This window comes from Chelativorans multitrophicus, assembly GCF_011317445.1.
GTDB classification, from domain to species: domain Bacteria; phylum Pseudomonadota; class Alphaproteobacteria; order Rhizobiales; family Rhizobiaceae; genus Chelativorans; species Chelativorans multitrophicus.
The window spans coordinates 2,147,844-2,160,006 of sequence record NZ_JAAAPL010000001.1; the positions used below are offsets into that span (position 1 = coordinate 2,147,844).

Below are 12,163 nucleotides of genomic sequence, written 5' to 3' on the forward strand. Positions count from 1 at the left end.
GCGTAGCTTTTCAGGCGCCGACCTCTGACACCTTATCGACGAGCAGCGGCGGGAGGTGAAGATAGCGCGTCGCCTTGCGCTTCGCGGCGACATCAGCCCATACACTCTGCAACTGCTCTTCGGTGAGTGAGGCCGCCGCGGCAACGGCGCTCGCCGGAAGGCCATGGTTGAGGCCGTAGAGGCAGAGGTCCATCCGGTCATAGGGCAGCGAGAAGTAGAATTCCTCCTGCGTCTGGGCGAGCGAATAGGTGTCGGTCGTCGGCGGGCGGCGGCAGATCACCTCCGGCACGCCGAGATATTCGGCAAGCTGGTAGACCTGTGACTTATAAAGATGTGCGATGGGCTTCACATCGGCAGCACCATCGCCGTTCTTAACGAAGAAGCCCTGATCGTATTCCAGCCGGTTCGGCGTGCCGAGCACGGCGAAGTTCAGCCGGTCGGCGTGGTAATACTCGATCTGCTTGCGCGTGCGCTGCTTCATATTGGTGGCGGCGACAATGCCGAGATAGACCTCCGGCGTCATCCGATGCCTGCTCTGGTTCCCCTCTGGGTCCTGCACCACAAGCCAGGAGATGTTGTAGGCCGCACCTTCAAGCGCGTTGGAGATGACGATCTTGGACGCCCAGCCGGGACCGTAGTCCGGCACGAGCTTGCGGATGAAGCCGTCGCGCCGCTCATAGCAACCAATCGCTCTGAGCGCAGGACCAATATCTTCCACGATGCCTTCAATCCCGAAGGTGTTCGTGAGCAGCCGGCCGAGCTCAAGGCTCTCGGGATCGGAATCATTCTCGGGCATGAACAGGCAGCAGACATTCTTCGCGCCGACTGCTCTGACTGCGAGCGCGGTGGAAACGCTGGAATCGATGCCGCCGGAGACGCCCAGCACCAGCCCACGCTTGCGCAGCGAGCGGAGCTGCTCGCGGAGAGCGGCCACGATCCGTTCCACCTCGGCGGCGGGATCTATGGCGAGAGTGGCGACGGAAAAAGGCGCAGTGGAGTTCATTCGGCTGGCTCTATGGTTTCGGCGGCGAGCCTGCGGCTCACCTTGCCCGTGTCGGTCTTCGGCAGTTCAGTGACGAATTTCACGATCTTGGGTACCATGAAATCCTCCAGATGCTGCGAGCAGTGGCGGATAACCTCGCGCTCGGTCAGCGCGGGATCCCTGGAGACGACCATGGCGGCGATGGCCTGCCCGAGCACCGGGTCGACAACCCCCGCCACGACGGCCTCTGCAATGGAAGGATGGGTGTGAAGCACCGCTTCCACTTCCTTGGGCGCGACCTTCTCGCCGCGCGTTTTGATGATGTCGTCCTTGCGCCCGACGAAGTAGAGAAAGCCATCGGCATCCATGCGGAAGAGATCGCCCGTGTAGAGCACCTTTTCCCACGGATTAAGGCCGGGGCGCAGCATCTTCACCGTCGCCTTGTCGTTGCGCCAATAGCCCTTCATGACATGCGGGCCCCGGATGACGAGTTCGCCCACCTCGCCGGGCGGGACCGGCTTACCGTCATCATCCACCACAAAGGCTTCCGTATTGGGGATGGCGATGCCGACCGAATCGGGCCGCCGATCAAGCTCTTCCGGCGGCAGGTAGGTGCAGCGCTTGCACTCGGTGAGCCCGTACATGGAATAAAGCTCGATGCCAGGGCACAGCTCGCGCAGCCTGGCGATATGTGGCGGCGGAAGCGCGGCGGCGGTGTTGGTGATGTAGCGCAGCGTGGGCAGGAAGCCGGGCTCCAGATCGCGCATCTGCAGGATCATCGCCGCCATGGTCGGCACAAGCGGAAAGCCGGTTACGTTTTCCTTCCGCATCAGATCGAAGATGGCATGCGGGAAGGCGAAGGATTTTTCCAGCACCAGCGTGGCGCCCATCTTGACCGACATCAGGAGCTGATAAAGCCCATAGTCGAAAGCGAGCGGCAACACGTTGAGGATGATGTCATCGGGCCTGTTGCGCAGATAGGTGGTGATGGATGTGGCCGCAGCTTCGATATTGCGATGCGTCATCATCACACCCTTGGGCCGGCCGGTGGAGCCCGATGTGTAGATGAGCATGGCGAGATCGACATCGATGCCGCGATGGGCGACCGGCGCCGGCTCGGCCTCAAGGCACTGCGTAAAAGATACCGTACCGTCCGGTACGGTACCGCCCCGGCCTTCTGTGGAGATCAGAAGAAGCGGCTGGCCGTGAAGCGCGCGCGCCTCGGCCGCGACCGGCATTAGCTTGGCCTGCGTGAGGATTGCGGCAGCCTCGCAGTTGCCGATGATGTAGGCGAGCTTTTCCGCCTTTGTGGAGGCGTTGATGGGGCTGAAGGTGGCGCCGGCCTTGAGGACAGCGAAGATGGAGACCGCCGCCTCCCACGCATTGTCCATGAAGATGAGCACGCGGTCGTTGCGCCGCACGCCGTTAGCCGCGAGCGCCGCTGCAAGGCGGTCCGTCAGCGCGTCGAACTCGCCATAGCTGAGCCGCGTGGACCCGCTCACGAGAGCGGTCTTTTCCCCGTAGCGCGAGGCGCTGCCCCGCAGGAATTCTTCGACACGCATCCCGGCCTCCAGCCTTCCGCTCAGGCGTTAAGCGATTCCTTGCCAGTCTTCGTGCTGACGAAGGCTGTGATACGGTCAAGGGAATCGAGATTGGCGGGAACGATCTCGGCGTCCGCCATAGTCACGCCGAAGCGCTCCTCGATAAAAGCGACCAATTCCAGCACCCCGGTAGAATCGATGACATCGTTCTCGATGAGAGATGCGTCATCATCGATCTGGGCGGAGGTGTCTCCGAACAGGAAATTCTCGACGATGAAGGCCCTGACCTGATCCTTGATGCTGCCTGCCATTCCAATCTCCAATTATGCCGCCTCGACGGCGCGAATGCGTGAACCGGTGAAGGTCTCCAGCCATAGCTGGGACGAAAGGATGCCGACAAAAGCGGCATTGTCGCGAAAGCCGGAAAGCGGCTGCTGACGGCTCTTGGCGAAGAGTTTGGACACGGATGCCGGGTTGAAAAGTCCGCAGTCGGCAAGTTTTTCCGCACTCATCGCCTCGCGGACATAGTCCTTCTCGCCCGCTCCGCGGAATGAGGCGCTGTCGGGCGCACGGTATGGCTGCTTGGTGCGGCGCAGGATCGATTCCGGGAGGAGGCCCTTGGTCGCCTCGCGCAGAATGTGCTTTTCGACCAGGCCCTTCAGCTTCATCTCCGGCGGCAGGGTGGTGGCGAACTCAACCAGCCGGTGATCGAGGAAGGGGAAGCGCCCTTCGATGCCGTGTGCCATGGCCATGCGGTCGCCCTGGCTGGAAAGGATGTAGCCGGGGAGCAGGAAGCGGGACTCCAGATATTGCGCCTGATGCAGCGGATGCCAGCGGGGAAACTCCTGCGGCAGGCGTGAGGCAAGCTCCTCCGCCGCATCGTAACCGGCCAATGTCTCGCGCAGCTGGGCGGAGAAGAAGAGCTTGGCCGCACCCGTCGCGCGCATGCGGGGCTTGTGCGAGAAGAGCGGATCATCGAGCGAATCCGCGCCCGCACCGAAAAAGGCGGCGAGATATTCGGCCGATTGCTGCTTGAGCCCGGGCAGATAAGGGTAGAGCTTGCGGAAGAGATGCGGACGCATGCGCGAGCCGGGCTGGCGCGCGCAGAAGCGGCGCACCCGCGCCTCCTTGAAGATGTCGTAGCCGGCGAAGACCTCGTCGGCCCCCTCGCCCGTGAGCACCACTTTCAGGCCCCTTTCGCGCACCAGCGCCGAAAGCTTGAAGAGCGGGGCGGGCGCGGTGCGCAGGATCGGCCTTTCGGTAAAACGGATCACATCGGGGAAAACCGCGGCGATGTCACCGTCGCCGCAATTGACGGAGGCATGCATTGTGCCAAGTGCTGCCGCCACCTCGTTTTGGAAGGCACTCTCATCGTGCTCGGCGCTTTCGAACGCAACGGAGAAGGTGCGCAGGATCTCCGGCGTCATGCCGGCCGCCAGCGCCGAGATCACGGAGGAGTCGAGGCCGCCCGAAAGATAGGAGCCAACCGGCACGTCGGCGCGCATGCGCAGCCGTGTCGCGTCGGTGAGCAGTGCCCGCAGCTCTTCCGCCACGGCGCGCTCATCCGTGTGGCGGCTGGGCGCGCCATGTTCCGGGAAAGAAAGCGACCAGTAGGGCCGGATCGCCTGGCGCCCTTCCTCGACGAGCATCATGTGCCCGGGCTCAAGCTCGTGAATGTTCTTGAAGGCGGTGCGGGGAGCTATGGGCGCCCAGAGCGTGAACATCTGGTCGAGCGCGAACGGATCCATCTCCGCCTCGACACCCGGCACCTGCAGGAGCGTTTTGACTTCCGAAGCGAAGAAGAGCCGGTCGCCCACGCTCGTATAGAAGAGCGGACGCACGCCCATGCGGTCGCGTGCAAGAAACATGCGGCGGCGTGGCGCATCCCAGATGGCGAAAGCGAAATCGCCGTTCAGGTCGGCAAGGCAGTCCGGTCCCTTCTCGTCATAGAGATGGAGGATGACTTCCGTGTCGCTCGCAGTGCGGAAGGTGCGGCCGCGGGCGATCAGCGCCTCGCGCAATTCCACGTAATTGAAGATCTCGCCGTTGAAGGCGATGGTGAGCCTGCCGCCATCAAGAGACATAGGCTGCTGGCCGTCGGCAAGACCGACGATGGAAAGGCGCGTATGGCAAAGGCCCGCACCATCGAGTACGGCGGTGCCGCGCTCGTCCGGCCCGCGATGGGCGATGGCCGAGGCCATCCGCCGCAAAAGCGGTTCCGCCTCAGAAACGCCCGCGCCGAAATATCCGCCGAACCCGCACAAACTCCAAATGCCCCCATTCTGCTACCGGGCCGAGGACGCACGAGCCTCGACCGGGGCTGCCAACTGGCAACTCCCATAGCATGCATTCAAAGAATGTGCCGTAAAGAAAAACTTGGAAAGTTTGTTAATGCGAGCCGGGGGCTGATCACGAGATCTCCGGCGGCAATAGGCGCCGGAGTTGGGCTCGGGGACAGTGGAAGCGGGCGAGCTTAGGGTCCGCTCGCCCGCTCAGTCGACCACAAATTGGGCTATACAGCGGCCTCCTTGAGCACGCCGCGGCGGATCTGGTCTTCTTCGATGGATTCGAAAAGGGCGCGGAAGTTGCCTTCTCCGAAGCCCTCGTCACCCTTCCTCTGGATGAACTCGAAGAAGATCGGGCCGATAACGGTTTTGGAGAATATCTGCAGCAGGATCTTCGTCATGCCGCCATTCACCACGCCTTCGCCATCGATCAGAATGCCGTATTTCTTCATGCGCTCGATCGGCTCCGAATGACCGGCCACGCGCTGGAACGATCTCTCGTAATAGACATCCGGGGGGCCGGGCATGAATTTCAGCCCATTATCGGCCAGCCGATCGGTGGCATCGTAGATGTGTTCCGTTCCCACCGCGATATGCTGGATGCCCTCGCCCTTGTACTTCTTCAAATATTCGACGATCTGGCTTGTCTCGTCCTTGGATTCGTTCAGCGGAATACGGATCTTGCCGCAGGGGCTGGTGATAGCGCGGCTTACAAGGCCGGTAATGCGACCGTCGATATCGAAATAGTGGATTTGCTTGAACCCGAACAGATCCCGGTAGAAGGCCCACCACTTGTCCATATTGCCGCGATAGACATTGTGGGTCAGGTGGTCGAGATAGTAGAAGCCGACGCCTTCCGGCTTCGGGTTGCGCTCGCCCAGCCACTCGAACTCGTCCTCATAGGCGGAGCCCTTAGCGCCATACCGCTCGATGAAATAGAGAAGCGATCCGCCAATGCCGACGATGGCCGGCACATCCAGCACCTTGTCTTTGCCTTCATAGGGCTGAGCGCCCTTTGAAACGGCGTGGTCAAAAGCGTGCCTGGCATCCACCACGCGCCATGCCATGGAGGACGCACAAGGCCCATGCTCTTCCACGAAGCGAGAAGCGTGGGAGCCGGGCTCTGCATTTACGATATAGTTGATATCGCCCTGCCGCCAAACGGTGACATTCTTGGTCCGGTGCTTGGCGACCGCGACAAAGCCCATACGACCGAACAACTCAGCGAGCTTTTCCGGCTCCGGATGGGCAAATTCCACAAACTCGAAACCGTCAGTACCAGCCGGATTTTCCGGGCTGATGGTGGCGGGCGGCGCATCATGTGGAAAGGGTCCCATAATTTCCTCCTGTTAGAGCCTTCATTTGTCGGGACTATACCAAATCCGGCATGCAGTGGGCTTGCATTCATCAAGCAAAAAGGCTCTATTTTGCACGGTACACGCGAGGTATATCGACATATGGCACAATCCGTGCAGATTGATGACACAGACCGCAAGATCCTGTCTCTCCTTCAGGAGGACGCCCGCCTCACCAACAACGACCTTTCGGAGCGGGTGAATCTATCCGCGTCCCAATGTTCACGGCGCCGGCAGAAGCTTGAGGAAGAGGGAGTGATAAAGGCCTATAGGGCGATCCTCGATCGGGACCGCCTCGGCCATTCTCTCGTGAACATCATCTCTGTCACGCTGGCCACACACAATCGAGACAATGCCCGCCGTTTTGCAGAGCTGGTTTCTCGGCTTCCGGAAGTCCAGGACGCATATGCGCTGACGGGAGAGATGGACTATATCCTGAAGGTGGTAACACCTGACCTGAAATCACTGTCCGACTTCGTCAACGAAGTTCTGTTGCCGCATGAATCGGTGCAGCATGTGAAGACGGCTATCGTTTTGCAGGCATTGAAGGAGCATAGCGGAATTCCAATCTGACCGGGCATTGCGGCGAGCCCGGCGCGGCCCGGCTAAATGAGAGGAGTCGTCGGAGACTGCCAGCGTTTGATAGTTACAAAAATGACAGTTACGGATGAAACAAACCTTTGATCCACATGCAGGGACGTTCTGAGCCTCGCGCCGGAAGATGTTCGGGCGCCAAAAGGGAACAAGGACGGCTGAAAGGAGACACATGAAGCTCGCCACACTCAGAAATGGCTCTCGCGACGGAAGGCTGGTGGTCGTCTCCCGCGATCTGACGCGCTATACTGACGCCTCATTCCTCGCCCCTACCTTGCAAGCTGCGCTTGACGACTGGGAGCGATTTTCGCCTCATCTGGCGGCGCTGGCGGAATCGCTGGAGCATGGGGCGGTGCCCTCAGAACGTTTCCACGAGCATGAAGCGCTTTCGCCGCTGCCGCGCGCCTACCAATGGGCGGATGGGTCGGCCTATGTGAACCATGTCGAACTCGTGCGGAAAGCACGCAACGCGGTGATGCCGGAGAGCTTCTGGACTGACCCGCTCATCTACCAGGGCGGCTCTGATTCCTTCATTGCCCCGCGCGACCCGATCGCCATGGCTGACGAAGCCTGGGGTATCGACCTGGAAGCCGAGATTGCTGTCGTAGTGGACGACGTGCCGATGGGAGCAAGCCTGGAGCAGGCTCGCGCGGCGATCAGGCTCGTGATGCTCGTCAATGATGTATCACTGCGCGGGCTGATCCCAGCCGAGCTGGCCAAGGGCTTCGGTTTCTTCCAATCGAAGCCGTCATCGGCCTTCTCGCCCGTCGCCGTTACACCCGACGAGCTGGGCGAAGCCTGGGACGGCGGCAAGATCCACTTACCCCTTCTGGTCGACCTTAACGGCGAGCGGTTTGGCCAGGCCAATGCCGGAATAGACATGACCTTTGATTTCCCGACGCTCATCGCTCACGCGGCGAAGACCCGGCCGCTTTGCGCAGGCTCGATCATCGGCTCCGGCACCGTATCCAATAAGCTCGACGGCGGCCACGGCAAGCCTGTCAGCGAAGGGGGAGCGGGCTACTCCTGTATCGCGGAGCTTCGCATGGTCGAGACGATCACGAGCGGCAAGCCCACAACACCATTCCTGCGGTTCGGCGATGTTGTTCGCATCGAGATGCGCGATGTAGGCGGCCGGTCGATCTTTGGAGCCATCGAACAGACGGTTACCAAACATCAGCCTGGCTGAGGCCATTCCTCGCCGATAGCGAAGCAGCGCACGGGCACCAGCTGGCAGCCCGCGCGCTTTGTCCGCTAGCCGGACCAGATAACATGTCGCAGAAGTCGCACTGACGGATGCGTTCGTCGCCAGCTAATTGTCAGATCACCTCTTCGTGCGCTTTGAGGGCCGGTGTGCAATAAGAGCGGACGGTACGGTCGCGCGGTGGCCCGCCGCGGCCTGGCCTTTAGCTGATCGTGGTAAGGGATTGAGCTGCCCCGGTTCTCGCGACTGAATGGCTATGTGGTGTGGGAAATGAGTCTTCTAAGGGATCTGACAATTGGCGCTTTGGTCTCCAGACTTATAGCCATGCTCCTGCTCGCGGCCCTTCTGGGGGGGCTGATGGCATTGCTTGCTTGGCTTTCCGGAGATCGGCGTCCGCAATTTGAAGGTCGGTTGACGCTGAACCCCTTCGCCCATCTGGCCGTTGGCGGAACGCTCGTCGCGGCGGTGTTTGGCATGGGTTGGATAAGGCCGATGCGTTTCAACACTGCTACGAATCGCCTGGGTGCGGTCGGAACCATGCTGACGCCCGTCGCTGCCCTGATCTTGGTGGCGCTCACGATTCCGCTCGTGGATTCGCTGCGCTCCCTTGCCGTTTCCGTCCTGCCGCGCACGACTGGATATGCGGTAATCTACGCCCTGTCGCAATATCAGCAGATCGCCCTAGGCTCGTGCCTTCTCAACCTGGTTCCAATTCCCGGCCTTGCTTGCGGCGCCATATGGACCGTGCTCTGGCCAAACAGGGAAAGACGCATCGCCCTCTTCGAGCCGGTCGCCCTCGGCGTGTTGGCGGCCGGCATCGTTGCCGGCCTCATCAGCAGTCCTGCCCGATTGCTGATGCCTTACCTTTCTGGACTAGCCTGAGAAAACGTCGGCTTCTATTCGCCCGCCCGACCCGAATAGCCGTGCTTCTCGATAAGTCCGGCAATCGTCCCGTCACGCACGATGGCATCGATCGCCTCGTCGATCTGGGCGCGCAGGAAACTGTTCCGCGAGGAAACCAGCGCTCCCACACGCGTTTCCGAGGACGGGACCGGAGCGCTGTCGATGACCCGCAAGACCTTGGCATCCGGGCGCGAAGCAAGAATGCGGGCCAGAGCCGGCTGCCAGAGGATCATGCCGGCAATGGACCCATCGAGGACCCTCGTCGTCATCAGGTCGAAATCGGCGTAGGGAAGCCGCACCCATCTTTCATTTTCGGGCTGCTGCTGGGCCCAGGTGATGTAGTTCATTTCGCCCATGCTGGCCATGGCTGTGCCGAGCTTGCGGGATTTTGGAATGTCGCCGAGACGCTGCCAATCGGGATCGGCGACGGCCAGGACGAAGGGGAAAGTCGCATAGGGTCTGGTAATAGCGAAGGCGTCGGAAACCGGTGAGTTGGGAGAAACTGAGACCCCCATGAACACGTCGCACGTGTTCGTCATGGCCAGGGTCACTTCATCCAGCAACGCATCGCCGTTGAGCGGAAAGCCTCCGAAACCCTCGATCGCTTCAACCCGCAGGAACAGAGCGTCACCGATCGCCCGAGCTACGTCCTGATCGAAAGCAAGTCCAAGACTAGTCCGATCGAAGCAGACATTTATGCTGTCGCCGGATAGGCGGCTCGTATTGTTGAACTCTTCAGGAGGAATGCTCGAATTTTGCGCCAGCGCCGGAAGCGCGCACGCGACGAGAAGAAAAACCGCTGAGAGGAACTGTCGCATCATATTACCTAAAGTCGAAAGGGGCCTTGCGGCCCCTTTCTCGCGTCTATTCCGATTTACTTGCTGGGCAGCTTGAACACGAAGATGGAGTTGCCCGAGCCTGTCGGCAGCGGAATCTCCGGGAATGCCGAAGAAATCGAGCTGGCGGAGTTCGAGTAGCCGGTGGGCACCACCAGGTACTGCTCGCCATCGACTGCATAGGTGGCAGGATAGCCGCCGATCGGAGCATTGAGGCGCTGCGACCAGACCACCTCGCCCGTTTCCTGGTCCCAGGCCTTCACATCGCGCGCTGCGTCACCACCGAAGACAAGACCACCGGCCGTCGCCAGCACGGAGCTGGTCGGGGTCGGGCGCGAACGGTAGTCCCACTTGGTCTTGCCGGACGTCGGAGTGACCGCGATTGCCTGAACAAGGCCGGCCTCGGTGACGCCTTCGGGCAGGACACGCGGACCAAACTTCATCGCGCCCACCGCGTTGCCGGCAGTGAACTCGGTCTGGGTCGGAGCCACGGTATTGCAGGCTTCCGTCAAGGGCACATAATAAGCTTGGGTCAGCGGACTATAGGAACCTGCCTGCCACAGCTTACCACCCGATACCGAGGCGCAGACAAGATGCTCCTCGCCGACTGCCTTCGCAACCAGGTCCTCATTGATATGCACGGTGCCATCCGGATCGATCCCGGTGACCACGTTCTGATGGACCGTCTCCTTGTGCCAGAGATACTTGCCGGTCTCCCGGTCAAGCCCGAAGGCGATGCCGTTCTTGCCTGCGACGGTCACGAGCATCTTCTTGACTTCGCCATCGACTTCCTGGTCGACGAGGATGCGTTCGAACGGGCTGTCGAGATCCCAGTTGTCGCGCGGCAGGTGCTGGTAGTACCACTTGAGCTTACCGGTATCGATGTCGAGCGCGATCGTTGAGTTGGTGTAGAGCACCGACCCGTCGCCCGAGCCGCGAATCAGCTCGGAATAGGGACCGGGCATTCCGATGCCCCAGAAGGTAGTGCGGGTCTCGGGATCATAGGAGCCGATGGTCCAGGGCGTGCCGCCCCAGCGGTTTTCCGGCGGAACCTCACCCCAGCTCGCCTGCTGTTCAGGATTGTCGGGGTCATTGATCGTGTTGAAGCGCCAGAGCTCCTCGCCCGTCTCGAAATCATGGGCCAGGATATAGCAGCCGCCCGCGGTGCCGGCGATGGAGCAGCCCGAAATGGCGCTGATGATTTTATTGTCAACGACGATCGGGCCGACCGTGTAGCTGTAGCCCTTGTTGTAGTCGAGAACCTGCTTTTCCCAGACGACCTTGCCGTCGAGTGCGTTGAGCACGACGATCTTGGCATCGACGGTGGTCAGGACCACCTTGTCCTGATAGAGCGCGATGGACGCCTTCTGACGGCGTGCCTGGTTGAGCTGGTAACTCCAGCTTGCCGGCAGTTCAGGCAACTCATGGATATAGGTCCAGATGCGGTCGCCGGTCTTGGCGTCGAGCGCCTCGACGATATTGTTGTTGGTCTGCAGGAAAAGGATGCCGTCATGGATGAGGGGAGCCGTTTCCTGAATGCCCGCCTCGGCCATGGGCCAAGCCCATGCCAGCTCCAGATCGTCAACCGTATCCTTGTTGATGAGGTCGAGCTTGCTGTAACCCTGGTTGTTGTAGGCGCCACGGAAGGAAAGCCAGTCTTCTGCCGGCGGATTGGCGAGCATCTCGTCCGTGACGGGCGAATATTCACGCGTGTTCTGGGCAAGGGCGGGCGCTGAGATCACCGCGAACGCGGCTGTCGCCATCAGGAGCGACTTTATAAGAGTTTTCACGGATACCTCCGAAGTGAACAGTGCTTGTCGGCGGATGAAGCTTATTGCGGGCTGGCTTGCGGCAATTGCTTGCCCCAAGTGTATGCCTGTGGAACGGCCGGTTTCGCCTGTTGGGCAGCCGCCGGCGGCGAGCCACCGGGCAATTGCTTGCCCCACGTATAGGCCTGCGGGACTGGAGTGCTGTCCGCAGCCGCAGTTTCTGGGGTGTCCGCCCCGGCATCCTGCGCAGCAGCGGCGCCCGCCGCCGTCTCCGCCGCCAGGGAGATTTTATAGAGCCCCTCGCCCGCTGCCATCGGCACGTCGCCGGGCTGAGCGCCGTTGAAGCTCATGATATATGCAATGATGTTGATGTAGGTTTCTTCGCCAAGGGCACCCGGAGCGTCAGGCGGCATGGCGACGGAGATGAAGTCGTAAAGGCCGCCAGCCGTCTCCCAGTTCTGCATGACATCCGTCCCCACGAGGGCCGGCGCTTCGGTACCCTCCAACCGCGCACCGTGACAGCGGGCGCAATTGGTGTTGTAAGCGGACTGGCCGGCCGCCGCCTGTTCGGCGGTGAACCCGGCTGCTGCCGCGCTGCCCGCCGCAATTGAAACCGCGACGAGGCCAAAGCTTGAGGCTAGTATAAGTCTCCGCAATCTTAGAGGCACAAAGACCCTCCCCGTTGATCGACAGT

Annotated in this window: 11 protein-coding genes; 3 read left to right on the top strand and 8 right to left on the bottom strand. The window is 61.2% G+C overall.

Annotated features, from left to right (window positions below):
- Nucleotides 1-10 precede the first annotated feature (10 nt).
- The 5 genes from nadE to hppD all read right to left on the bottom strand — a co-directional run bounded on the left by nadE (nt 11) and on the right by hppD (nt 6,145).
- The gene (gene nadE / locus GNP00_RS10135; RefSeq protein ID WP_011582198.1) at nt 11-1,003 is read right to left on the bottom strand and encodes an NAD(+) synthase; all 993 of its coding nucleotides are present in this window, start codon (nt 1,001-1,003) and stop codon (nt 11-13) included.
- The gene (locus GNP00_RS10140) at nt 1,000-2,544 is read right to left on the bottom strand and encodes a class I adenylate-forming enzyme family protein (RefSeq protein ID WP_011582199.1); all 1,545 of its coding nucleotides are present in this window, start codon (nt 2,542-2,544) and stop codon (nt 1,000-1,002) included. The genes nadE and GNP00_RS10140 overlap by 4 nt, the downstream gene beginning before the upstream one ends.
- Before the next feature lie 20 nt (nt 2,545-2,564).
- Entirely contained in the window at nt 2,565-2,834 is a 270-nt protein-coding gene (locus GNP00_RS10145; RefSeq protein WP_011582200.1) for an acyl carrier protein, read from the bottom strand.
- 12 nt (nt 2,835-2,846) lie between these two features.
- Entirely contained in the window at nt 2,847-4,787 is a 1,941-nt protein-coding gene (gene asnB / locus GNP00_RS10150; RefSeq protein ID WP_011582201.1) for an asparagine synthase (glutamine-hydrolyzing), read from the bottom strand.
- Nucleotides 4,788-5,035: 248 nt separating this feature from the next.
- Nucleotides 5,036-6,145: a 4-hydroxyphenylpyruvate dioxygenase gene (gene hppD / locus GNP00_RS10155; RefSeq protein ID WP_011582202.1), complete on the bottom strand. Its 1,110-nt coding sequence runs from the start codon at nt 6,143-6,145 to the stop codon at nt 5,036-5,038.
- 120 nt (nt 6,146-6,265) lie between these two features.
- Between hppD and GNP00_RS10160 the strand changes: the two genes are divergently transcribed.
- The 3 genes from GNP00_RS10160 (at nt 6,266) to GNP00_RS10170 (ending at nt 8,843) form a co-directional block, all read left to right on the top strand.
- Complete coding sequence (locus GNP00_RS10160) at nt 6,266-6,736, top strand: Lrp/AsnC family transcriptional regulator (RefSeq protein ID WP_011582203.1); 471 nt, start codon at nt 6,266-6,268, stop codon at nt 6,734-6,736.
- Between the two features lie 193 nt (nt 6,737-6,929).
- Entirely contained in the window at nt 6,930-7,946 is a 1,017-nt protein-coding gene (locus GNP00_RS10165; protein ID WP_011582204.1) for a fumarylacetoacetate hydrolase family protein, read from the top strand.
- 285 nt (nt 7,947-8,231) lie between these two features.
- On the top strand, nt 8,232-8,843 hold the full coding sequence (locus tag GNP00_RS10170; protein WP_011582205.1) for a zinc metalloprotease: 612 nt from the start codon (nt 8,232-8,234) through the stop codon (nt 8,841-8,843).
- A 14-nt stretch (nt 8,844-8,857) separates the two neighbouring features.
- Here the strand turns inward: GNP00_RS10170 and GNP00_RS10175 are convergent, their stop codons facing one another.
- Genes GNP00_RS10175 through GNP00_RS10185 form a run of 3 tightly spaced genes read right to left on the bottom strand, consistent with a single transcriptional unit; the run spans nt 8,858 to nt 12,137 of the window.
- Nucleotides 8,858-9,682: a substrate-binding periplasmic protein gene (locus tag GNP00_RS10175; protein WP_011582206.1), complete on the bottom strand. Its 825-nt coding sequence runs from the start codon at nt 9,680-9,682 to the stop codon at nt 8,858-8,860.
- 56 nt (nt 9,683-9,738) lie between these two features.
- The gene (locus GNP00_RS10180; protein ID WP_011582207.1) at nt 9,739-11,490 is read right to left on the bottom strand and encodes an outer membrane protein assembly factor BamB family protein; all 1,752 of its coding nucleotides are present in this window, start codon (nt 11,488-11,490) and stop codon (nt 9,739-9,741) included.
- Between the two features lie 41 nt (nt 11,491-11,531).
- Nucleotides 11,532-12,137: a c-type cytochrome gene (locus GNP00_RS10185; RefSeq protein ID WP_011582208.1), complete on the bottom strand. Its 606-nt coding sequence runs from the start codon at nt 12,135-12,137 to the stop codon at nt 11,532-11,534.
- Between the last annotated feature and the right edge of the window lie 26 nt (nt 12,138-12,163).